This window comes from Streptomyces sp. NPDC005494, assembly GCF_042872025.1.
GTDB lineage: Bacteria > Actinomycetota > Actinomycetes > Streptomycetales > Streptomycetaceae > Streptomyces.
In genome coordinates, this window is the sequence record NZ_JBIAJR010000001.1 from 293,867 (window position 1) to 315,537 (window position 21,671).

Sequence of the window (21,671 nt, forward strand, 5' to 3'; positions counted from 1 at the left end):
GGTCAGGAGGTGGTTCCGGTCAGGAGGTGTGCGGGCAGTTGCCCTTGTACTCGGCGATGGTCAGGCTCGTCGAGGGCAGCGGGCAGAGGAACTGCTCGTAGCGGGTGTCGTTGTCGATGAACCGCTTCAGCCACGAGATGCTGTACTTCGCGATCGTCGTGTTCGACGTGTTCGGGGTGAAGTGGGTGGCACCCCGCAGCTCCAGGTACGCCTTGTCCAGCGAGCTGGGCAGCGAGTTGTAGAACGGCTCCGAGTGCGTGGCGACGGGGGCGATCGTGTCACCGTCCGCGCCGATGACCAGGGTCGGGGTCTTCACCTCGGGCCACGTCTTGTCCGTGTTCCACCCCGTCAGCGGGATCGCCGCCTGGAGCGACGGGCGGTCCTTCGCGGCCTCCAGCGTGCCGCCACCGCCCATGGAATGGCCCATCACCCCGAGCCGCGAGGCATCGATCCGGGTGCGCACCGAGCTGTCCTGCGTGAGGTAGTCCAGTGCGGCGAGCAGCTGGTCACCCCGGCTGGCGGGCTGGTCGGCCGTGGTGTTGGTGTCGATGGTGAACACCACGAAGCCCTGTGACGCCAGACGCGGACCCAGCCACGCGATGCTCGACTGGTAGGCGGTGAAACCGGGCGAGATGACCACGGCGCCGAACGTCCCGTCCGACGTGGACGTCGGATAGTAGATCGTCCCGCCGCCGAAGCCCCGAACGCTCAGCGAGGACACGGAGGTCTCGGACGTGGCGTACGAACCGCGGAGTGCCTCGATGCTCGAATTGCTCGGCGCCGGACCACGCTCGTACGGGTTGTCGGCGGCCTGGGCTCCGCCCGGGACGAGCGCGGTGACCAGACCCGCTGTCGCCGCGGCGGCCGCGACGGCGAGCCTGACGGTGCGGGAGCGGCTCTTGGACATCCGGTGGCGGCGCGGGGAGACGTCGCCGGAGGGGAGGTGCTGCTGCACGAGGGGGGATCCTCTCGGTTGTGGCGCACCACACCGCGGCAGCCGAAGCACCTTTTCGCCCGGGGGCGTTCAGGATTCGGGGGAGCACCGCGTGGGTGGCGCCGTCATGTGCTGACGGCGCCACTCTGGCGGCGCGCCCCGCGTGCGGGCATCGGCGAGATCGCCGGTGTCCGTACCCCGCTCTCTCGCTGACCGAGGTCAGCGAACGGGCTTCCCGGCCTCGCGCAGAGCGCCCTTGACCTCGGAGATTCGCAGGTCACCGAAGTGGAAGACGGACGCGGCGAGTACCGCGTCGGCCCCCGCGTCGATGGCGGGCGGGAAGTCGGAGAGCCGGCCCGCGCCGCCCGAGGCGATGACGGGGACGGTGACGTGTGCCCGTACCGCCTTGATCATCTCGGTGTCGTAGCCGTCCTTCGTGCCGTCGGCGTCCATCGAGTTGAGGAGGATCTCCCCCGCTCCGAGCTCGGCGGCCCGGTGCGCCCACTCGACCGCGTCGATGCCGGTGCCCCTGCGGCCCCCGTGCGTGGTCACCTCGAAGGTGCCCTCGGGGGTGCGCCGCGCGTCGACGGAGAGCACGAGCACCTGGCGCCCGAAGCGTTCGGCGATCTCGCGGATGAGCTCGGGGCGGGCGATGGCGGCGGTGTTGACCCCGACCTTGTCGGCGCCGGCGCGCAGCAGCTTGTCGACGTCGTCGGTAGTGCGGACCCCGCCGCCGACGGTGAGCGGGATGAAGACCTGCTCGGCGGTGCGGCGCACCACGTCGTACGTCGTCTCCCGGTCACCGCTGGAGGCGGTGATGTCGAGGAACGTCAGCTCGTCGGCGCCCTCTGCGTCGTAGAGCTTCGCCATCTCGACGGGGTCGCCCGCGTCGCGCAGGTTCTGGAAGTTGACGCCCTTGACGACGCGGCCGTTGTCCACGTCCAGGCAGGGGATGACCCGTACGGCGAGCGTCATCGCGCACCTGCCCGGTAGGCCTCGACCTCGACCTCGACGACCAGGGAGGGGTCGACGAAACCGGAGACGATGATCATGGAGGCGGCGGGGCGCACGTCGTCGAAGAGCTCCTTGTGGGCGCGGCCCACCTCGTCGACGTCGCGTGCGTGCGTGATGTACATCCGGTTGCGGACGACGTCCTCGCGGCCGAGTCCGACCTGCTTGAGCGCGTCGAAGGCGACCTGGAAGGAGGCCACGGCCTGCTCGTACGGGCTGCCCGCGGAGACCTGGCCGTTGACCACCGACGTGCAGCCGGAGACCAGGACGAGGCCGCTCGGGAGCTCCACCGCGCGGGAGTAGCCGAACTTCTCCTCCCACGGCGCCCCCGAGGAGACGCGGCGTACGGAGTCCGTCATGCGGCGACCGCCTTGAGGGCCTCTTCGAGGGTGAACGCCTTCGCGTACAGCGCCTTGCCGACGATGGCTCCCTCGACGCCTTCGGGGACGAGCAGGGAGATCGCGCGCAGGTCGGCGAGCGAGGAGACACCGCCGGAGGCGACGACCGGACGGTCGGTGGCGGCGCAGACGTCGCGCAGGAGGGCCAGGTTGGGGCCCTCCAGCGTGCCGTCCTTGGCGATGTCGGTGACGACGTAGCGGGCGCAGCCCTCGGAGTCGAGGCGGGCGAGCGTCTCGTAGAGGTCGCCGCCGTCGCGGGTCCAGCCGCGGCCGCGCAGGGTGGTGCCCCGGACGTCGAGGCCGACGGCGATCTTGTCGCCGTGCTCGGCGATGACCTTGGCGACCCACTCCGGGGTTTCCAGGGCGGCGGTGCCGAGGTTGACGCGGCGGCAGCCGGTGGCGAGCGCGGCGGCGAGCGAGGCGTCGTCGCGGATGCCCCCGGAGAGCTCGACCTTGATGTCCATGGCGCCGGCCACCTCGGCGATCAGCGCGCGGTTGTCACCGGTGCCGAAGGCGGCGTCCAGGTCGACGAGGTGGAGCCACTCGGCGCCGGCGCTCTGCCAGGCGAGGGCCGCTTCCAGCGGGGAACCGTAGGAGGTCTCGGAGCCGGATTCGCCGTGGACGAGGCGGACGGCCTGACCGTCGCGGACGTCTACGGCGGGGAGCAGTTCAAGCTTCGGCATTACAGCGTCTCGATCCAGTTGGTCAGCAGCTGGGCGCCGGCATCGCCGGACTTCTCGGGGTGGAACTGGGTGGCCCACAGCGCGCCGTTCTCCACGGCGGCCACGAACCGCTCTCCGTGCGTGGCCCAGGTGACCTTGGGGGCACGGATCTTGGCGTTGGTCACTTCGAGGGACCAGTCGTGCGCCGCGTAGGAGTGCACGAAGTAGTAGCGGGCGTCGGCGTCCAGGCCCGCGAAGAGCTGGGACCCCTCGGCGGCCTCGACGGTGTTCCAGCCCATGTGCGGGACGACGTCGGCCTTCAGCGGTCCGACGGTGCCGGGCCACTCGTCGAGGCCCTCCGTCTCGACGCCGTGCTCGATGCCGCGCTCGAACAGGATCTGCATCCCGACGCAGATGCCCATGACGGGGCGGCCGCCGGAGAGCCGGCGGCCGACGATCCAGTCGCCGCGGGCCTGCTTCAGCCCGGCCATGCAGGCGGAGAAGGCGCCGACGCCGGGCACGAGCAGCCCGTCGGCGTTCATCGCGGTGTCGAAGTCGCCGGTGATCTCCACGTCTCCGCCGACATGGGCGAGTGCCCGCTCGGCCGAACGGACGTTGCCGAAGCCGTAGTCGAAGACGACGATCTTTTTCTTGTCACTCACAGTGCCACCTCAGTCCCAGAGTCCCTGGATCCGCATGACGCCCGCCACCAGGCACATCACGGAGCCGATCCCGAGGAGTACGACGACGCCCTTGGGCATGCCCTGCTTCCAGAAGGAGTAGACGCCGCCGGCCAGGAAGAGGCCGACGACGATCAGAACGGTGTTGAGGCCGGTCACAGGGCGCCCTTCGTGGACGGAAGGATCCCGGCTGCGCGCGGGTCGTGCTCGCTGGCGTACCGCAGGGCGCGGGCCAGTGCCTTGAACTGGCACTCCACGATGTGGTGGGCGTTGCGGCCGTACGGGACGTGGACGTGCAGGGCGATCTGCGCCTGGGCGACGAAGGACTCCAGGATGTGCCGGGTCATCGTCGTGTCGTACTCGCCGATCATCGGCGCCATCTTCTCCGGCTCGGTGTGCACCAGGTAGGGGCGGCCGGAGAGGTCGACGGTGACCTGGGCGAGCGACTCGTCCAGCGGGACGGTGCAGTTGCCGAAGCGGTAGATCCCGACCTTGTCGCCGAGCGCCTGCTTGAAGGCGGCGCCGAGCGCGAGGGCGGTGTCCTCGATGGTGTGGTGCGAGTCGATGTGCAGGTCGCCCTCGGTCTTGACCGTGAGGTCGAAGAGCCCGTGGCGGCCGAGCTGGTCGAGCATGTGGTCGTAGAAACCGACCCCGGTCGAGACGTCGACCTTGCCGGTGCCGTCGAGGTTGATCTCGACGAGCACGGAGGTCTCCTTGGTGGTCCGCTCCACTCTTCCTACGCGGGCCTCGCGAGTCATGCGTCGTGCTCCTTCTTCAGTTCGCGCACCGCATCGAGGAACGCGTCGTTCTCTGCCGGGGTTCCCGCGGATACCCGCAGCCATCCCGGTACGCCGTTGTCCCGGACCAGGACGCCCCGGTCGAGGATCTGCCGCCAGGCGGTGTGGCTGTCGGCGAAGCGCCCGAACTGGACGAAGTTGGCGTCCGAGTCGGTGACGGCGAAGCCGAGCTCCCGCAGTCCTTCCACCAGCCGGTCGCGCTCGCTCTTGAGCTGCGCGACGTACCCGAGAAGGGTATCGGTGTGCTCCAGGGCGGCGAGCGCGGTGGCCTGGGTGACGGAGGACAGGTGGTACGGCAGGCGCACCAGCTGGACCGCGTCGACGACGGCCGGGGCCGCCGCGAGATAGCCGAGGCGCAGACCGGCGGCGCCGAAGGCCTTGGACATGGTGCGGGAGAGCACCAGGTGGGGGCGGCCCTCGATGAGCGGGAGCAGCGAGGGGTGGTGGCTGAACTCGCCGTACGCCTCGTCCACGACGACCATCGACGGCCGGGCGGCCTGGGCGGCGTCGTAGAGCTCCACGACGGTCTCGGCGTCCACGGCGGTGCCGGTGGGGTTGTTGGGCGAGGTGATGAAGACGACCTCGGGCCGGTGCTCGGCGATGGCCTTCTTCGCGGCCTCCACGTCGATGGTGAAGTCCTCGTTGCGCGGTCCGGAGATCCAGCCGGTGCCGGTGCCGCGTGCGATGAGGGCGTGCATGGAGTAGGAGGGCTCGAAGCCGATCGCGGTGCGCCCGGGCCCGCCGAAGGTCTGCAGGAGTTGCTGGAGGACCTCGTTGGAGCCGTTGGCGGCCCATACGTTCCCGGGGCCGACCTCGTGCCCCGCGGTGCGGGTGAGGTAGCGGGCGAGCTCGGTGCGGAGCTCCACCGCGTCACGGTCGGGGTAGCGGTTGAGGTTTCGGGCGGCCTCGCGGACCCGCTCCGCGATGCGGTCGACGAGCGCGTCGGGCAGCGGGTACGGGTTCTCGTTGGTGTTCAGCCGGACCGGTACGTCGAGCTGGGGCGCTCCGTACGGGGACTGGCCGCGGAGCTCGTCGCGGATCGGGAGTGCGTCCCACGCGTTCGGGGGGGTGCTGCTGTTCGTCACGCCTGCGGAACCTTCCAGCCGAACCTGGCCTTGAGCGCGGCGCCGTGCGCGGGGAGGTCCTCCGCCTCGGCGAGGGTGACCACGTGGTGGGTGACCTCGGCGAGGGCGTCGCGGGTGTAGTCGACGATGTGGATGCCGCGCAGGAAGGACTGCACGGACAGGCCCGAGGAGTGGCAGGCGCACCCGCCGGTGGGCAGGACGTGGTTGGAGCCGGCGCAGTAGTCGCCGAGGGAGACGGGAGACCAGGGGCCGACGAAGACGGCTCCGGCGTTGCGGACCCGGTCGGCGACGGCGGCGGCGTTCTCCGTCTGGATCTCCAGGTGCTCGGCGGCGTACGCGTCGACGACCTTGAGGCCGTCCTCCAGGTCGTTGACCAGGACGATCGCGGACTGGCGCCCGGCGAGCGCGGGCTCGATCCGGTCGGTGACGTGCTTGGTCGCGGCGACCTGCGGCTTCAGCTCGGCCTCGGTGGCGGCGGCGAGCTCCTCGGAGTCGGTGACGAGGACGGCCGCGGCCATGGGGTCGTGCTCGGCCTGGCTGATCAGGTCGGCGGCGACGTGCACGGGGTCGGCGCTCGCGTCGGCGAGGATGGCGATCTCGGTGGGTCCCGCCTCGGCGTCGATGCCGACGCGGCCCTTGAGGAGGCGCTTGGCCGCGGCGACGTAGATGTTGCCGGGGCCGGTGACGAGGTTCACGGGCAGGCAGTCCTCGGTGCCGTACGCGAACATCGCGACGGCCTGGGAGCCGCCCGCGGCGTACACCTCGTCGACGCCGAGGAGGGCGCAGGCGGCGAGGATCGTGGGGTGCGGCAGGCCGCCGAACTCCTTCTGCGGCGGGGAGGCGACGGCGATGCCCTCGACGCCCGCCTCCTGGGCCGGGACGACGTTCATCACGACGGACGAGGGGTAGACCGAGCGTCCGCCGGGGACGTAGAGCCCGACGCGCTCGACGGGCACCCACTTCTCGGTGACCGTGCCGCCGGGGACGACCTGGGTGGTGTGCGTGGCGCGGCGCTGTTCGCGGTGGACGAGGCGGGCGCGGCGGATCGACTCCTCGAGCGCCGCCCGCACGGCGGGGTCGAGGCGCTCCAGCGCCCCGGCGATCGCGTCGGCGGGGACCCGGATCGACCCGACCCGCACACCGTCGAATTTCTCTCCCCACTCGATCACTGCCGCGGAGCCACGATGGCGTACGTCCTCGCAGATGGGCCGCACCGTCTCCAGGGCGGCTTCCACGTCGAACTCGGCACGGGGCAGCAGGTCGCGCAGGTCGCCGCCCTCGGGGAGGGCGGTGCCGCGCAGATCGATTCGAGAGATCACACCGCAATTCTCTCAGACCGGTTCCGGCGCCCGGTCGCCCGTATCACTGGCTGATACATGCCCCGGCTGTCACTGCTGACCGTTAGCTTTCACACGGTCACACAGAGGGAAGAACGACTGTACGAAGCGCGGGCGGACCGCGCGGGCGGAGGTGAGGCAGTGACCGAACCGCACGACGGCGAGATCCCCGACGGGCTCAGCGCGGCGGAGCTGGGTATGTGGCAGTCCTTCCGGAACGGCACGACCTACGATCTGCGCTCCCACGACCCGGTGCGCGACGATCCCTTCGCGCCGCACATCTGGGGGCCGGAGCGCAGCGTCGGGGCCAGGACGGTGGCGCGGCTGCTGCTGAGCGGGCCGCCGGCCCGGCCGGGGCGGGTGGCGGCCCTGAAGCTCCGGGGCGTACGCATCACGGGCAAGCTGGATCTGGCGGGCGGCCGTGTCTCGCCGTACGTCGAGCTGACCGGCTGCCGCTTCGAGCAGGAGGTGGTGGTCCCCGAGTGCCATTTCACGACGCTGCGGATGGTGGGCTGCGCGGTGCCGCGGCTGGACGCGGCCCGGCTGCACACGGAAGGCGATCTGCATCTGCCGCGTTGCCGGATCGAGCGCGGCATCCGGTTGACGGACGCCCAGATCGGGACGGATCTGCTCATCAACCAGCTCGGCGTCGGACCCGACAGACGCGGGCGCGCCTTCGTCGGCGACGGGATGTCGGTCGCCCAGGACCTGCAGGCCGAGATGATCGAGACGCGTGGCGAGCTGAGCCTGCGCGGGGCGAAGGTCGGGGGTTCGCTGAGCCTGCGCGGGAGCCGGCTGCGCGCGTCGGACGGGCGGCGGGCGCTGAACGCCCCGCAGCTCAGCGTGGAGCGCACGCTGTACATGACGGAGGCCTGGGTGAGCATCGACACGGGGAACCAGGGCACCACTCCCCCGTTCGGCATCGCCCGTGGCGGCCCCGCGCGCGGGACGCGTGCGCAGGTCTTCGAGTGCCGGGGCGCGGTGCGGCTCGACGACGGGCGCTTCGGTGACGCGGTGGACCTGCACAAGGCCCGGTTCGTCCTCGCCGGGCGTGAAGAGCTGTCGCTGCGCAGGATCGTCACGCCGGAGCTGCGCTTCAACGCGGAGCGCCCGCAGGAGGGCCGGGTCGTACTGAACGGCGCGAAGGTCGTCACGCTGATCGACGTGTCGACCAGCTGGCCGGGGCCGGGCGGCCTGGCGATGGGCGGCTTCGTCTACGAGAACCTCGTGCCCTACGGTCACTTCCCGCTGTCCCGGCGCCTGGAGTGGGTGCTGGCGGCGACCCCGGAGTACGTCCCCGAGCCGTACGAGCGCCTCGCGACGGTGCTCCGCAGCTGCGGGGAGGACGCGGACGCCCGCGAGGTGCTGCTGGCCAAGCAGCGGCGCCGGCGCGAGACCCTGCCGCCCGCGGGCAGGATCTGGGGCTATCTCCAGGACTGGACGGTGGCGTACGGCTACCGGCCGGGGCGTGCCCTGGTGTGGATGGCGGTGCTGTGGGCGGCGGGTGCGGTGGCCTTCTCGCAGTACCACCCGGAGTCGATCAAGGGGGACGAGCATCCGCAGTGGAACCCGGCGCTGTACGCCCTGGATCTGCTGGTGCCGGTGATCAATCTCGGTCAGGACGGCTACTGGCTGCTGGAGGGCGGCTGGCAGTGGACGGCGGCGGCGCTGGTGCTGCTCGGGTGGATACTGGCCACGACGGTGGCGGCGGGTGCCTCGCGGCTGCTGCGCCGCGGCTGAGGCCGGGGGCTCCCGCTTCGGTGCGGAGCCCTGGCCACCACCCGCTCGAACGGCCGGTCGACGCCCGGCAGGGCGGGCGGTCCCCGTCGACGGGAAGGTCTGATTCCGGCCGCCCGCGAGCGCTTCCTTTGCCCTTTCTTGACCTCGCCCAGGGCAACCCTTCCACTCGCTACAGAAGCTTCACAGTGCCCCTCTGGCGCCGCCCCCACCAGGGCTTTTCAATGGTCTGCACCATGGCTTTCCTCCGCGCCCTGCTGGGTTCCGCGCGCGCGTTCCGGTACGGCCCCGGGCTGTCCGCCGGGCTGCCGTCGGACGACGCGGTGCTGCTCGACGCCCCCGACGAGCGGCTCTCCCCGGCCCTGGTCGCGGCCGCCCTGGGAGACTTCGAGCCCGCCGCCAAGCTCATGGCCACGACCCGGGACGCCACCGACTGGGAGAGCCGCGACCGCTGCCTCGGCCGGCTGGTCGCCTTCGCCCGCAGCCGGGACGGCTGGCTCACCGGCTGGCTGGCCGCGTCCCCGCGCGACCCGGACGCCCTGCTGGTGAAGGCGGCCCTGGCGGTACGCCGCGCCTGGGAGTCCCCCGCCCACGCCGAGCTGCTGCGCGATGTCGGCCCGCTGATCACGGCGGCGGCCGAGGCGGACCCCCGTGACCCGGTGCCGTGGCGGCTGGCGCTCGACCACGCCCGGGGCACCCACGCGCCGCACACGGTCTTCGAGACGCTCTGGGAGCAGGCCGTACGCCGTTCCCCGCACCACTACGGCAGCCATGTCGCCGCGCTCCGGTACCTCTCGGCGCAGTGGTACGGCTCCCACCGCGAATGCTTCGACTTCGCCGAGCGGGCGGCCGAGGACGCCGCCGGGGATTCCCTGGTGCAGGCGCTGCCCGTACGCGCGGCCTACGCCCTGCTGCGGGACGAGAGGGCCTTCGCGCGGGCGACCTCCGTGCAGCGGGACCGGATCGACGACGCCGCCGACCTCGCGATCGGGCTCTCGGCGGCCTTTCCGGCCGGTGACCCCTGGCCCGCCGAGGTCCGCAACCTGCTCGCCTACGTCCTGGTCGCGCGGGGCCGCTCGGCCGACGCCCTGGAGCAGTTCCGGCTGATCGGGCCGTACGCCACCTCCTTCCCCTGGGCACACGTGACCGGGGAGGCGCTCGGCGGTTTCCTCGACGCGCGGGCCACCGCCCGGCTCCGGGTGGCCTCTTCCACGCCGCTGCGCGGGAGGCCGGAGCGCGTCGGGCGCCGTGGCCATTAGGCTTGGCCGCTGTGACCACCGCTCGCCTGCCCCTCTTCCCGCTGAACGCGGTGCTGTTCCCCGGCCTCGTGCTGCCGCTCAACGTCTTCGAGGAGCGTTATCGCGCCATGATGCGTGAGCTGCTCGAGATCGACGAGGACGAACCGCGCCGCTTCGTGGTGGTCGCGATCCGCGACGGCCGCGAGACCGCCCCGACGGCCACCGGGATGCCGGACACGGTCGCCACCGCGCCTCCTGCCGAACGGGCTCCGGCCGACGGCTTCGGACCCGATCCGATCCAGACCTTCCACCGGGTCGGCTGCGTCGCGGACGCGGCGAAGATCCGTGAGCGGGCCGACGGCAGCTACGAGGTCCTGGCGACGGGCACCACGCGCGTCCGGCTCCTCTCCGTCGACGCGAGCGGCCCGTTCCTGACGGCCGAGGTCGAGGAACTGCCCGAGGACCCGGGGAAGGCCGAGGACGAGACGTCGCCACCGGACGAGGCCGGGGCTCTCGCCGAGGGTGTCCTGCGGGCCTTCCGCAGCTACCAGAAGCGGCTGGCCGGGGCCAGCGAGCGTTCGCTGACGACGAGTTCGGACCTGCCGGACGACCCGTCCGTCGTCTCGTACCTGGTGGCCGCCGCCGCGGTGCTCGACGTCCCGTCGAAGCAGCGGCTGCTCCAGGCACCGGACACGGCGACCCGTCTGCGCGAGGAACTCGCCCTTCTACGCAAGGAGACCGCCGTGATCCGGCATCTCCCGTCGCTGCCGGCGATCGACCTGACCCGCGGCCCCACGCACCCCAACTGACCCGAGGACGAGCCAGGTGGCGAAGAAGTCCAGGAAACAGCAGCCCGGCGGCACCCCGGCCACGGTCGCCCTGACCACGGCGGGCACCGCGTTCACCGTCCACTCCTACGAGCACGACCCGTCCTCGCCGTCCTACGGCGAGGAGGCCGCCGAGGCCCTCGGCGTCTCACCGGACCGGGTGTTCAAGACCCTGGTCGCCGACGTGGACGGCGAACTGGTCGTCGCGGTCGTGCCGGTCGCGGGTTCGCTGGACCTGAAGGCGCTGGCGTCGGCGGTCGGCGGCAAGCGGGCCGCCATGGCTGACCCGGCCGCCGCGGAGCGCACCACGGGCTACGTACGGGGCGGAATCTCCCCGCTGGGCCAGCGCAAGCGACTGCGTACGGTGCTGGACGCGTCGGCAGGCTCCCATCCGACGATCTGTGTCTCGGCGGGCCGCCGCGGCCTGGAGGTCGAGCTGTCCCCCGCCGACCTGGCGACCTTGACGGACGCGTCCCTGGCTCCGATCGGCCGGGCCTAGCGGAGCCCGCGCGGGGAGCGCACGGAATGCGGCCCCGGACGCGGCCGTTGTCACGGAGGTGAACACATTCTCCTCAGCCGTGGGCGACGGACCGGGTGACCGGATCTCCGTCCGCGAACGGCTGGACGCGGAGCGCCGCGACACGGAGGCCCGTATCGCGGCGCTGCACGGTGACTTCGACGCGATCGTCGAGGCGAACGCGCTGGTGGCGGTCGACGACGAGCACGACCCGGAGGGATCGAGCACCGCCTTCGAACGGGCTCACACCGCCTCGCTGCTGGCTCGGGCGCGGGACCACCTGGCCGAGGTGGACCGGGCGCTGAAGCGGCTGGAGCGGGGCGACTACGGCCGCTGCGAGGGGTGCCATGAGCCGATCCCGCCGGGCCGCCTGGAGGTGCGTCCGGCGGCGACGACCTGTGTGCGGTGCGCCGCGGGCACGGGCCGCTGAGCCCGGCCGCGGCCGCCCCGACGGAGCCTCCGGGCGGGCACTCAGTGCTTGAAGGTGTCCTTCGCCTTCTCCTTGGTACCGCGGCCCTTGCCCCGGGCCTCCAGCGCCGCACCCTTGGCCGCCGTGGTCTCGTCACCCACCGCGTGGGCCACCTTGCGGACGGCCTTCCCGACGATCTGCTCGGTCTTGGCCTTGGTCTTCTCTCCGGCACTCATGTCGGTCCTTTCGTCGGTGCTCATCCACCGCATGCCCGTGCGACCGGGGCGGAAACGCCCCGAGCGGAAACGCCCCGAGCGGAAGCGGCCCGCGGGGGAGCGCTACGAGCCGTCCGACGGCCGGCCGCCCCCGGGCGCCTGCCCCTCGGCGGAGCCGGGCGCCGCGCCTTCGGCACCACCGGGCGTCTGCCCGTAGGCGCCGCCGGGTGCCACGTCGTGAGCGCCGTACGGGGACATCCACTCGGGCTCGGGGTCCCGCGGCCCGAACAGGGCCGTCAGCCCCAGGTGCACGATCATCGCCGCGACGGGCCAGGCGAGCATCCCCGCCCCCACCGCGTGCAGCTCCAGCGGTGCGTCGAACGTGACTCCCTTGCCGACCTCCTTGGCGTGGGCCACCACGTCCGACGTGGGTCCGAACCAGGTCCCGATCCCCCACGCCAGGAGTGAACCGAGCAGGCCGCCCAGAGCGAGTCCGACCACCAGCGGGATCCCCCCGCGCCTGCGGAACAGGAAGACGGCGAGGCCCGAGACGAGTCCGAAGGCCAGGGCGAGCAGCACGAAGGTGCCGTCGGCGCCGATGGCCTCCTCGCCCTCACTGTTCTTGAGGAAGACCGCCGTGTCGTCGGAGACGAGCGGCACCCTCGGCGCGAGCCACAGCCAGAGGAGTCCGAGGACCAGGCCCGCCACCGTCAGCAGGGCGGCGATCGCCGCGCCCTGCCGGAGCTCCACACGCCGCTCGTCCGCGCCCGGCCGATCGGCGGGCACGGCGTGCGAGCCCGCGGGCGGGCCCTGCCAGGGGTCGTTCGGCTGGGGCTGGTGCGGCGGCGTCAACGGTGCGGTCACGGTGCCATCGTGCCAGGCGTGTCCGGGTACCGCCTCACCGGACCGCCGCACGGCGGTACGCCCATGTGGCGACCGCCAGCGACAGCACACCGACCGCCGCGCACACCGCGAGGTCGAGGGCGACGACCGCCCAGTCGGGGTGCGCGTCGAAGGAGCGGGACAGCGCCTCGACGCCGTACGTCGAGGGGAGCAGGTCGCGCGCCCACCCCACGGGGCCGGGGAGCCGCTCGGCCGGGAGCACACCCAGCAGCAGCGCCGCGGACATGCCCAGCTGCCCGAGCAGCGTCGCCAGTTCCTGCCTCGGTGCCAGCAGCCCGAGCGCGGCGCCGAGGCCGGAGAGCGCGGCCCCGGAGAGCGGGATGACCGCGACGAGGACCCAGAGGTGCGTCATCGGCAGCCCGAACAGGGCGCTGCCCGCCACGGCCGTGACGATCGTGCCGGGCACGGTGAACGAGGCGTACGCCCCCGCCGCGCCCAGCACCACGGCGGCCGGCGGCACCGGCAGCGTGGCGTAGTGGTCGAGCCCGCCCCCGGCCCGGAGCTGGCCGAAGTACTGGGCGAGCAGATTGAGCGCGACGAAGGCCACGACCAGCACGCTGGCCCCGGCGACGACGGCCCGCGCCTCCGCGCCGCCGTCGACGACGCCACGCATCAGCACCATGATCCCGACGGACTGGAAGGTCGCGACGAACAGCAGCGGGATCCGGGCGACCCGCGCGCGTGACAGCTGCGCCCGGTACACGGCGGCCAGCGAGGGCAGCAGCCTGGCGCGGGGCGCGAGGGGGGCCGGGGCGGTGCGGGCGGGCCGGCCGGTCCGTACCGAGGGGCTCCGCGGTTTCGTACCGGACACCTGCGCCGGCTCCGTGGGAACGATGCTCGTCACCTGGCACAGCTCCCGTCGGACTCCGACACGTTCACCTTCACGTTCATGCTCACGCCTTCACCAGCCCCTCGGTGGCACGGGCCGCGTCCCCGCCGAGCGCCAGATAGACGTCCTCCAGGCTGGGAGTGGCCAGCGTGAAGTCGTCCAGCGAGGAGAACGCGGCCCCACCGGTCACGGCGGCGACCGCGGCCCGCGCCTCGTCGGCACCGAGCCGCAGCACCCAACGGCGCCCGGACTCCTGTGCGGAGGCGCGCAGCGCGGCGACCTCGGGAACGTCCAGCGGCGCGCGCTCGCGCCACACCAGCTCGACCCGGACCTCGCCCGCGACCCGTTCCTTGAGCCCGGACGGGGTGTCGCAGGCGATGACCTTGCCGCGCTCCATGACGGCGACCCGGTCGAGGACCGTCTCGGCCTCGATGACGTTGTGGGTGACGAGCAGCACCGTCACTCCGTGCTCGGCCCGCCGCCGGTCGACGGCGGACCAGACGGAGCGGCGGGCGACGGGGTCCATCCCGGTCGTCGGCTCGTCCAGCACCAGGACGGGACGCTCCCCCACCAAGGCGGTGGCGAAGCAGGCCAGCCGGCGCTGACCGCCCGACAGTTTCTTCAGCGGGCGCCCGGCGAGCTCGGTGAGCCCCAGCTCCTCCAGCACCTCGTCGCGGGCGACCCGCGCCTCCCGCACCGGCAGGCCGCGGAGGCGCCCGGTGGTCTCGGCGGCGAGCGACACGGTCAGTTCGTCGAGGGCGGTGGACTCCTGCCCGAGGTACCCGATGAGCCGGGAGGCCCGCTCGGGGTGGCGTACGAGATCGTGTCCCAGCACCTCGACGCTTCCGGAGTCGGGGCGCATCAATCCGGTGAGCTGGCGCACGAGCGTGGACTTGCCCGCGCCGTTGGGTCCGAGCAGCCCGAAGATCTCGCCGCGCCGGACGTCGAGGCCGACCCCGTCGGTGGCGCGCACCTCGGGGGTGGCGGCCCGGCCGCGTCGGCCGCGGACGGCGGGGTAGGTCTTGACCAGATCACGCACCGCGCACACGGTCCCGGTCCCGGTCTGTGCCTGTGCTGTGCCCGTACTCACGAGGTACGAGAGTACGGGGTCGGATGCCCCGTATTGCGTCCGGGGCATCGCTGAGGCGCCCCGCTCACTCCCCCACGGGGGCGTGCTCGGCGGCGGCCCGTACGTCGATCTCGCGCCAGAACCCCGCCCTGATGGCATAGCGGTCGTGCTCGTCGATCTGGTCGTCCTTGTGCGCGAGCAGGCCGAAGCGCGCCGCGTACCTCAGCAGTTCGCCGTCGATGCGGTGCGGGATGCGGGGGTACATCGTGGACAGTTTCTGCAGGTGGACGGTCTCCGGCAGCCGTTCCATCCAGCGCCGGGCGAAGACCTGGCCGACCTCGAAGGGGTCGCCGCCGACGGTGGTGATGTCCTCCTCACGGTCCGCCCACCGCTGCTCCGCGCTCGTGAGCTGGGCCAGGGTGGGCAGCGACGCGGTCTCGGCGGGCTCGCCGACCGGCCCGCCGCGCTCCACCCAGCCCCTGTCGGAGGACCAGCGCAGGGTGGCGTTGGGCGCGGGCGGCGCTGCGGGGGCCTGCGCGGCCCGGTCGCCGGGGGCGCGCAGGCCGGCCAGGTCCTTGGGTGTCGGGACGCCCTTGTGACCGGGCGCGGGCTGGGGATGCCGCACGGTGTCACCGGCCGGTGCGGCGGTGCCGTTGCGGGCCGCGGCGGCCTGGGCCTCCGAGGCGCGCTCGGCCGAGGCCGCGAGGGCCGCCTCGGGCAGCGGTGCGGAGAGGATCGCGGCGATCTCCGGGCGCGGGACGGGCGAGGGCGCGCACACGCCGCCCGTCTCCTTGGCCCGTACGGCCTTGGTGATCCAGGCCCGGTCGAGCACCCGTCGTTCGTCGGCCTCGGCCACGAGGTCCTCGGACTGGTTGTAGTCGCCGTCGGCGGCCTGGACCGCCCAGAGGTGGACGGCGACGCCGTGCTCCTTGGCGGACATGAGGCCGGGCAGCAGATCGCCGTCACCGGTCACGAGCACCACGTCGGAGCAGGCGCGGTTCCTGGCCAGTTCGGTGAGCTCGGCGTGCATGGCCGCGTCGACGCCCTTCTGCGCCCACCGGCCGTCACTGCGGGTGAGTGCGCCCAGCCGAACCGTCACCCTGGGCATGACCCGCAGCCTGCGGTGCTCGGGCTGCGGTACGCGGTCGGGGGCGCCGTCGAACCAGTAGATGCGCAGAAGGGGCTGTTCCGTATCTGCCTCGGCGCGCTCGCGCAGGCCCTGGATCAGAGCCGCGTGGTCCACGGTGATGCGGGAACGGGCGGGCTCTCCGGCCAGCAGACTCGCGGCTGCGCCCAGCAGGTAGCCGGCGTCCACCAGGACGACGCAACGGTCCACGCGTTCCACCCTCTTCCAGGAGTCGGGAGCGGAGTCAGCGGGTCCGGACATGGGGGGTGGACCCGCTCACCCGGGGAAACCGGGTTTCGCTCACTCAGGGTTTCCTTCGAGTCTGCCCGACGGCAGGGGGGTTAAGGTCCGGAACTCGATCATCGGCGTGGCGGATCCGGAAAACGGCGCATGATACCTCCCCTACTACACTGGGTAATGATCCAACATGCGGCCTTTGTGGTGATATGTGAGTCTGACAGCGGTTCTGGACCCCCCGGATCTCTCCACAGGAGGTATCACCATGGCGAAGAACAAGAATCGCAAGCAGAGCCAGCCCGACCGCGCGTCCGCGGCGGAGCGCGGCGCCGAGCAGGCCAAGTCGACGGCGTACGAGTCGCAGACACAGCCCCAGTCACAGGCTCAGGGCAGCCCGGCCGACGTCGCCCGCAAGCACCAGAAGCGTTTCGGCCACAACTGACGGCCCGCCGGGCCGACAGGCCGAGAGGGGCGCCCCGCCGACCGGCGGGGCGCCCCTCTCGCGGTTCCGGGGGAGGACGGGCCGTCAGCCGGCCAGGCAGGACGGGCCGAGCAGCACCTTCAGGTCACCGAAGAGGGCCGGGTCGGGCTTCACGCGGTGCCGGTCGAGCCGGAGCACGGTGGTCTTGCGCGGCCCCTGGAGCCTGATGCGCACCTCGGTGTCGCCGCGGTGGTTGTTCAGGACCTCGCCGAGCCGGCTGACCATGGGCGGGGTGACCCTCACCGTGGGGATGGTCAGGACGACGGGTGCGTTGGACCCGGCGTTGGAGATGTCGGGGACCTGCATCTCCATGGCGACCAGGCGCGGCACGTCCTCGCGCTTGTCGAGGCGCCCCTTGACGAAGACGACCGTGTCCTCGACGAGCTGGGTCGAGACCAGCTGGTAGGTCGCCGGGAAGAACATGCATTCGATGGAGCCCGCGAGGTCCTCGACGGTCGCGATGGCCCAGGCGTTGCCCTGCTTGGTCATCTTGCGCTGGAGGCCGGAGATGATGCCGCCCACGGTGACGATGGCGCCGTCTGCGTGCTCACCACCGGTGAGCTGGGAGATCGCCGCGTCCGACTTGTCGGACAGGACGTGTTCCAGGCCGAAGAGCGGGTGGTCGGAGACGTAGAGGCCGAGCATCTCGCGTTCCTGAGCGAGCAGGTAGGACTTCTCCCACTCGATGTCGGAGAACTCCACGTCGAGGCCGAAGCCCGGCTCGTCGCTCGCCTCGTCGCCCATGCCGCCGAAGAGGTCGAACTGCCCCTCGGCCTCCTTGCGCTTGACCTGCACCACGTTGTCGATCATCGGCTCGTGGTGGGCGACGAGCCCCTTGCGGGTGTGTCCCATCTCGTCGAAGGCGCCGGCCTTGATGAGCGATTCGATGGTGCGCTTGTTGCAGACGACCGCTTCGACCTTGTCGAGGAAGTCCGGGAACGAGGAGTACTTCCCCTTCGCCTTGCGGCACCTGATGATCGAGTCGACGACGTTCTGCCCGACGTTGCGGACGGCGGTCAGCCCGAAGAGGATCACGTCGTCACCCTGGGCGGCGAAGTTCGACTCGGACTCGTTGACGTTCGGCGGGAGCACCTTGATGCCCATGCGCCGGCACTCGTTGAGGTAGACGGCCGACTTGTCCTTGTCGTCCTTCACGGAGGTCAGCAGGGCGGCCATGTACTCGGCGGGGTAGTTGGCCTTGAGGTAGGCGGTCCAGTAGGTGACCAGGCCGTACGCCGAGGAGTGCGCCTTGTTGAAGGCGTATCCGGCGAAGGGCACCAGCACGTCCCAGAGCGCCTGGATGGCCTGGTCGGAATAGCCGTTCTTCTTGGCGCCCGCCTGGAAGAGGACGAAGTTCTTCGCCAGCTCCTCCGGCTTCTTCTTGCCCATCACGCGGCGCAGGATGTCGGCCTCGCCGAGCGAGTACCCGGCGATGATCTGGGCGGCCTTCTGGACCTGCTCCTGGTAGACGATGAGGCCGTAGGTCAGGCCGAGCGTCTCCTTGAGCGGCTCCTCCAGCTCCGGGTGGATCGGGGTGATCTCCTGGCGGCCGTTCTTGCGCTCCGCGTAGTTCGTGTGCGAGTTCATTCCCATCGGGCCCGGCCGGTAGAGGGCCGAGACGGCGGAGATGTCCTCGAAGTTGTCGGGCTGCATCTGGCGCAGCAGCGAGCGCATGGGGCCGCCGTCGAACTGGAACACGCCGAGCGTGTCACCGCGGCAGAGCAGCTCGTACGTCTTGGGGTCGTCCAGCGGGAGGGCGAGCATCTCCAGCTCGACGCCCTTGTTGGCCTTCACCATCTTGATGGCGTCGTCCATGATCGTCAGGTTGCGCAGGCCGAGGAAGTCCATCTTCAGCAGGCCGAGCGACTCGCACTGGGGGTAGTCCCACTGCGTGATGGTGACGCCGTCGGTGTGCCGCACCCAGACCGGGGCGTGGTCGACGATGGGTTCGCTGGACATGATCACGCCGGCGGCGTGCACGCCCATCTGCCGGACGAGGCCCTCCACGCCCTTGGCGGTGTCGATGACCTTCTGGACGTCCGGCTCGTTCTCGTACATCCCCCGGATCTCGCCCGCCTCGCTGTAGCGGGGGTGCTTCGGGTCGGTGATGCCGCTGAGGTCGATGCCCTTGCCGAGCACGTCGGCGGGCATGGCCTTGGTGAGGCGGTCGCCCATCGCGTAGGGGTATCCCAGCACGCGGGCGGAGTCCTTGATGGCGTTCTTGGCCTTGATCTTGCCGTAGGTGCCGATCATGGCGACCTTGTCGGCCCCGTACTTCTCCGTCACGTACCGGATCACCTCGACGCGCCTGCGCTCGTCGAAGTCGATGTCGACATCGGGCATGGAGACGCGCTCGGGGTTGAGGAAGCGCTCGAAGATCAGCCCGTGGGTGATCGGGTCGAGGTCGGTGATGCCCATGGCGTACGCGACGATCGATCCGGCGGCGGAACCACGGCCGGGGCCCACCGCGATGCCGTTGTTCTTGGCCCACATGATGAAGTCGGCGACGACGAGGAAGTACCCCGGGAACCCCATCTGGATGATGATGTCCATCTCGTACTCGGCCTGCTTCTGCCGGTCCTCGGGGACGCCGCCCGGATAGCGGCGCTCCATCCCGACGCGGACCTCCTCCTGGAACCAGGTGACCTCGGTGAAGCCTTCCGGGATCTCGAACTTCGGCATCAGGTCGCGCTTCTCGAACATGCCGGTGGTGTCGATCTGCTGCGCGACCAGGAGGGTGTTGGCGCAGCCCTCCTGCCAGGCGTCGGAGGAGTCGACGGCGTACATCTCCTCCGTCGTCTTGAGGTAGTAGCCCGTCCCGTCGAAGCGGAAGCGGTCCGGGTCGGAGAGGTTCTTGCCGGTCTGGATGCAGAGCAGGGCGTCGTGCGCGGTCGCCTCGTGGGCGTAGGTGTAGTGCGAGTCGTTCGTCACCAGCGGGGGGATGTTCAGCTTCTTGCCGATTTCGAGGAGCCCGTCACGGACCCGGCGCTCGATCTCGATGCCGTGGTCCATCAGCTCCAGGAAGTACTTGCCCTCGCCGAAGATGTCCTTGTAGTCGGAGGCCGCCTGGACGGCCTCGTCGAACTGGCCGAGCCGCAGCCGGGTCTGCACCTCGCCCGAGGGGCACCCGGTGGAGGCGATCAGCCCCTCGGACCACTGGGAGATGGTCTCCTTGTCCATGCGCGGCCACTTCTGCAGCCAGCCCTCGGCGTACGCGTCCGAGGAGAGCCTGAAGAGGTTGTGCAGCCCCGTGCTGTTCGCCGCCCAGATCGTCTTGTGGGTGTAACCACCCGAACCCGAGACGTCGTCCCGCTTCTGGTGCGGCTGGCCCCACTGGATCTTCCGCTTGTGCTTGCGGGACTCGGGGGCGACGTACGCCTCGATCCCGATGATCGGCGTCACCCCCGCCTTCTTGGCCGAGTGGAAGAAGTCGTAGGCGCCGTGGAGGTTGCCGTGGTCGGTCATGGCGATGTGCGACATGCCCATGTCGTTGGCCGCCTCGAACATGTCCTTGAGCCGCGCGGCACCGTCCAGCAGCGAGTACTGGGTGTGGACGTGCAGGTGCGTGAAGGGCGGCTTGCTCACGGCGCTGTGCCTCCGGAATTCGGTGAAAGTGTGGCGCGAGGCGTCCCGGCGAGGGGTGGTGGCCGGGTGACGGACGGGCGATGACGGGTTGGGGGGACAGCGTGGAAGTCTACGTCGCCGAGGTGACGGACGACGGGCACTCCGGGGTACGGTCGCGCGTTGGAAGACCGGGGACGCCCGTCCCTTTTGTCATGAACGCCATGTACCAGGAGGCACCCAGCGATGTCGGACACGCAGACCGGCGCGGAGCAGCGCGGGGAGCAGATCCTCGCCGTTTTCGACACCGCGTTCGGGCAGCTCCTGGCGGCCGACCCCGCGGCGTTCCGGGTGAAGTTCCGCAAGATGGCGGGCTCGGCCTTCGCGTTCTACCGGGGTTCGGCGGGCCTCTTCTACGCCGACATGGACCACGAGCGGCACGGCGGCGCCTACCTGGACGAGCGCACGAGCAGGGTGTGGATCCACGGCGATCTGCACGCCGAGAACTTCGGCACGTACATGGACGCCAACGGCCGGCTCGTATTCAACGTCAACGACTTCGACGAGGCCTACGTCGGCCCCTTCACCTGGGACCTCAAGCGCTTCGCCGCCTCCGTGGCCCTGATCGGTTACGCGAAGGCGCTGAGCGACGAGCAGATCTCCGAGCTCGTCCGGGTCTACGCCGCCGCCTACCGGGAGCGCATCCACGCCCTGGCGACGGGCGCCAAGAACGACGAGGTACCGCCGTTCACTCTGGACACGGCGGACGGTCCGCTGCTCGGCGCGCTGCGTGACGCCCGGGCGCTGACCCGGTTCGGGCTGCTGGACTCGATGACGGAGATCCGGGACTTCGAGCGCCGGTTCAGCGCGGACGGCGGTGCGATCGACCTCGACGCCGCGACGCGCTACAAGGTGCTCGCCGCGTTCGACGGCTATCTGGAGACCTTGCCGGAGTCGAGCCTGACCCGGCCCGACTCCTACCGGGTGAAGGACGTCGTCGGCCGCCGGGGCATCGGCATCGGGTCGGCCGGCCTGCCGTCGTACAACATCCTCCTGGAGGGCAACAGCGACGCCCTGGAGAACGACGTGGTGATCTACCTCAAGCAGGCACAGACGCCCGCCGTCTCGCGGCACATCACCGACGCGGCGGTGCGGGACTACTTCCAGCACGAGGGCCACCGCACGGTGATCTCCCAGCGGGCCCTGCAGGCGCACGCCGACCCGTGGCTGGGCTGGACCGAGCTGGACGGGGCCGGACAGCTGGTCGCCGAGGTCTCCCCGTACGCGGTGGACCTGGACTGGTCCGACATCGACGAGCCGGAGGAGATCGCGGCGGTCGTCGCCGACCTCGGCCGGGCCACGGCCACGATGCACTCGGCGGCGGACGACGAGAGCGGGCACTCCCTGGTGCCGTTCTCCACGGAGCGCGCCATCGACGCGGCCATCGCCGCCGACGAGGAGGGCTTCGGGGAACTGCTGGTCGACTTCGCCCACAGCTACGGCGCCCGGTCCCGCGCCGATCACCAGATCTTCGTGGACCTCTTCCGCAACGGCCGCATCCCGGGGCTGTGAGGGCCGTCGCACGCCCTTAGGGACCGCTTACAGGTTCACATGACAC

22 protein-coding genes are annotated in these 21,671 nt (G+C 71.4%); 7 read left to right on the forward strand and 15 right to left on the reverse strand.

What is annotated here, in order from left to right; translation table 11 throughout:
- Window positions 1-19: 19 nt before the first annotated feature.
- The 9 genes from ACFYQ6_RS01340 to hisD all read right to left on the reverse strand — a co-directional run bounded on the left by ACFYQ6_RS01340 (window position 20) and on the right by hisD (window position 6,886).
- Complete coding sequence (locus tag ACFYQ6_RS01340; RefSeq protein WP_361583412.1) at window positions 20-955, reverse strand: serine aminopeptidase domain-containing protein; 936 nt, start codon at window positions 953-955, stop codon at window positions 20-22.
- A gap of 198 nt (window positions 956-1,153) precedes the next feature.
- Window positions 1,154-1,909 carry an imidazole glycerol phosphate synthase subunit HisF gene (hisF, locus tag ACFYQ6_RS01345; RefSeq protein WP_361583415.1) on the reverse strand — a complete coding sequence of 252 codons (756 nt, stop codon included), beginning with the start codon at window positions 1,907-1,909 and terminating at the stop codon, window positions 1,154-1,156.
- Window positions 1,906-2,304, reverse strand: coding sequence for a RidA family protein (locus ACFYQ6_RS01350; RefSeq protein ID WP_361583418.1), 399 nt, complete (start codon window positions 2,302-2,304; stop codon window positions 1,906-1,908). Before ACFYQ6_RS01350 ends, hisF begins: the two co-directional genes overlap by 4 nt.
- Window positions 2,301-3,026: a bifunctional 1-(5-phosphoribosyl)-5-((5-phosphoribosylamino)methylideneamino)imidazole-4-carboxamide isomerase/phosphoribosylanthranilate isomerase PriA gene (priA, locus tag ACFYQ6_RS01355; RefSeq protein WP_361583421.1), complete on the reverse strand. Its 726-nt coding sequence runs from the start codon at window positions 3,024-3,026 to the stop codon at window positions 2,301-2,303. Before priA ends, ACFYQ6_RS01350 begins: the two co-directional genes overlap by 4 nt.
- Window positions 3,026-3,667 carry an imidazole glycerol phosphate synthase subunit HisH gene (gene hisH / locus ACFYQ6_RS01360; protein WP_361583424.1) on the reverse strand — a complete coding sequence of 214 codons (642 nt, stop codon included), beginning with the start codon at window positions 3,665-3,667 and terminating at the stop codon, window positions 3,026-3,028. The genes priA and hisH overlap by 1 nt, the downstream gene beginning before the upstream one ends.
- Window positions 3,668-3,676: 9 nt before the next feature.
- Window positions 3,677-3,844, reverse strand: a complete 168-nt coding sequence (locus ACFYQ6_RS01365; protein ID WP_028440214.1) for a hypothetical protein — start codon at window positions 3,842-3,844, stop codon at window positions 3,677-3,679.
- Entirely contained in the window at window positions 3,841-4,443 is a 603-nt protein-coding gene (gene hisB, locus ACFYQ6_RS01370) for an imidazoleglycerol-phosphate dehydratase HisB (protein ID WP_356736035.1), read from the reverse strand. The genes ACFYQ6_RS01365 and hisB overlap by 4 nt, the downstream gene beginning before the upstream one ends.
- Complete coding sequence (locus ACFYQ6_RS01375; protein ID WP_388759677.1) at window positions 4,440-5,567, reverse strand: histidinol-phosphate transaminase; 1,128 nt, start codon at window positions 5,565-5,567, stop codon at window positions 4,440-4,442. The genes hisB and ACFYQ6_RS01375 overlap by 4 nt, the downstream gene beginning before the upstream one ends.
- Window positions 5,564-6,886, reverse strand: a complete 1,323-nt coding sequence (gene hisD / locus ACFYQ6_RS01380) for a histidinol dehydrogenase (RefSeq protein WP_361583431.1) — start codon at window positions 6,884-6,886, stop codon at window positions 5,564-5,566. The genes ACFYQ6_RS01375 and hisD overlap by 4 nt, the downstream gene beginning before the upstream one ends.
- Window positions 6,887-7,045: 159 nt before the next feature.
- Between hisD and ACFYQ6_RS01385 the strand changes: the two genes are divergently transcribed.
- From ACFYQ6_RS01385 to ACFYQ6_RS01405, 5 genes are all read left to right on the forward strand, one after another.
- Entirely contained in the window at window positions 7,046-8,644 is a 1,599-nt protein-coding gene (locus tag ACFYQ6_RS01385) for an oxidoreductase (RefSeq protein ID WP_361583434.1), read from the forward strand.
- Between the two features lie 221 nt (window positions 8,645-8,865).
- Window positions 8,866-9,900, forward strand: coding sequence for a hypothetical protein (locus ACFYQ6_RS01390; RefSeq protein WP_361583437.1), 1,035 nt, complete (start codon window positions 8,866-8,868; stop codon window positions 9,898-9,900).
- 11 nt (window positions 9,901-9,911) lie between these two features.
- Entirely contained in the window at window positions 9,912-10,688 is a 777-nt protein-coding gene (locus ACFYQ6_RS01395) for an LON peptidase substrate-binding domain-containing protein (protein ID WP_361583440.1), read from the forward strand.
- 16 nt (window positions 10,689-10,704) lie between these two features.
- Entirely contained in the window at window positions 10,705-11,205 is a 501-nt protein-coding gene (gene ybaK / locus ACFYQ6_RS01400; protein ID WP_361583442.1) for a Cys-tRNA(Pro) deacylase, read from the forward strand.
- Window positions 11,206-11,284: 79 nt separating this feature from the next.
- Window positions 11,285-11,653 carry a TraR/DksA family transcriptional regulator gene (locus tag ACFYQ6_RS01405; protein ID WP_388759682.1) on the forward strand — a complete coding sequence of 123 codons (369 nt, stop codon included), beginning with the start codon at window positions 11,285-11,287 and terminating at the stop codon, window positions 11,651-11,653.
- Between the two features lie 41 nt (window positions 11,654-11,694).
- Here the strand turns inward: ACFYQ6_RS01405 and ACFYQ6_RS01410 are convergent, their stop codons facing one another.
- The 5 genes from ACFYQ6_RS01410 to ACFYQ6_RS01430 all read right to left on the reverse strand — a co-directional run bounded on the left by ACFYQ6_RS01410 (window position 11,695) and on the right by ACFYQ6_RS01430 (window position 15,993).
- Window positions 11,695-11,868: a hypothetical protein gene (locus ACFYQ6_RS01410; protein WP_015576813.1), complete on the reverse strand. Its 174-nt coding sequence runs from the start codon at window positions 11,866-11,868 to the stop codon at window positions 11,695-11,697.
- Between the two features lie 102 nt (window positions 11,869-11,970).
- A complete protein-coding gene (locus tag ACFYQ6_RS01415; RefSeq protein WP_361583448.1) occupies window positions 11,971-12,711 on the reverse strand; it encodes an ABC transporter permease in 741 nt (246 codons plus the stop codon).
- 34 nt (window positions 12,712-12,745) lie between these two features.
- A complete protein-coding gene (locus ACFYQ6_RS01420) occupies window positions 12,746-13,594 on the reverse strand; it encodes an ABC transporter permease (RefSeq protein WP_388759685.1) in 849 nt (282 codons plus the stop codon).
- Between the two features lie 49 nt (window positions 13,595-13,643).
- Window positions 13,644-14,627, reverse strand: a complete 984-nt coding sequence (locus tag ACFYQ6_RS01425; RefSeq protein WP_361583480.1) for an ABC transporter ATP-binding protein — start codon at window positions 14,625-14,627, stop codon at window positions 13,644-13,646.
- 106 nt (window positions 14,628-14,733) lie between these two features.
- Window positions 14,734-15,993: an NYN domain-containing protein gene (locus ACFYQ6_RS01430; protein ID WP_388760898.1), complete on the reverse strand. Its 1,260-nt coding sequence runs from the start codon at window positions 15,991-15,993 to the stop codon at window positions 14,734-14,736.
- A gap of 283 nt (window positions 15,994-16,276) precedes the next feature.
- Here ACFYQ6_RS01430 and ACFYQ6_RS01435 point away from each other — a divergent pair, with 283 nt between their 5' ends.
- Window positions 16,277-16,453 (forward strand): hypothetical protein, encoded by a 177-nt coding sequence (locus ACFYQ6_RS01435; protein WP_361583451.1) that lies wholly within the window; start codon window positions 16,277-16,279, stop codon window positions 16,451-16,453.
- Between the two features lie 84 nt (window positions 16,454-16,537).
- On the opposite strand, the gene dnaE is transcribed toward ACFYQ6_RS01435, so the two are convergent.
- Window positions 16,538-20,077, reverse strand: coding sequence for a DNA polymerase III subunit alpha (gene dnaE, locus ACFYQ6_RS01440; RefSeq protein ID WP_388759688.1), 3,540 nt, complete (start codon window positions 20,075-20,077; stop codon window positions 16,538-16,540).
- 222 nt (window positions 20,078-20,299) lie between these two features.
- On the opposite strand from dnaE, the gene ACFYQ6_RS01445 reads away from it, so the two are divergent.
- Complete coding sequence (locus ACFYQ6_RS01445) at window positions 20,300-21,625, forward strand: DUF2252 domain-containing protein (protein WP_361570213.1); 1,326 nt, start codon at window positions 20,300-20,302, stop codon at window positions 21,623-21,625.
- The last annotated feature ends 46 nt before the right edge of the window (window positions 21,626-21,671 follow it).

What these genes read in the sequence shown, in the direction of transcription:
- hisF (WP_361583415.1), bottom strand. Translation starts at nt 1,909, where the DNA reads ATGACGCTCGCCGTACGGGTCATCCCCTGCCTGGACGTGGACAACGGC.
- ACFYQ6_RS01350 (WP_361583418.1), bottom strand. Translation starts at nt 2,304, where the DNA reads ATGACGGACTCCGTACGCCGCGTCTCCTCGGGGGCGCCGTGGGAGGAG.
- priA (WP_361583421.1), bottom strand. Translation starts at nt 3,026, where the DNA reads ATGCCGAAGCTTGAACTGCTCCCCGCCGTAGACGTCCGCGACGGTCAG.
- hisB (WP_356736035.1), bottom strand. Translation starts at nt 4,443, where the DNA reads ATGACTCGCGAGGCCCGCGTAGGAAGAGTGGAGCGGACCACCAAGGAG.
- ACFYQ6_RS01390 (WP_361583437.1), top strand. Translation starts at nt 8,866, where the DNA reads ATGGTCTGCACCATGGCTTTCCTCCGCGCCCTGCTGGGTTCCGCGCGC.
- ACFYQ6_RS01410 (WP_015576813.1), bottom strand. Translation starts at nt 11,868, where the DNA reads ATGAGTGCCGGAGAGAAGACCAAGGCCAAGACCGAGCAGATCGTCGGG.
- ACFYQ6_RS01435 (WP_361583451.1), top strand. Translation starts at nt 16,277, where the DNA reads ATGGCGAAGAACAAGAATCGCAAGCAGAGCCAGCCCGACCGCGCGTCC.
- ACFYQ6_RS01445 (WP_361570213.1), top strand. Translation starts at nt 20,300, where the DNA reads ATGTCGGACACGCAGACCGGCGCGGAGCAGCGCGGGGAGCAGATCCTC.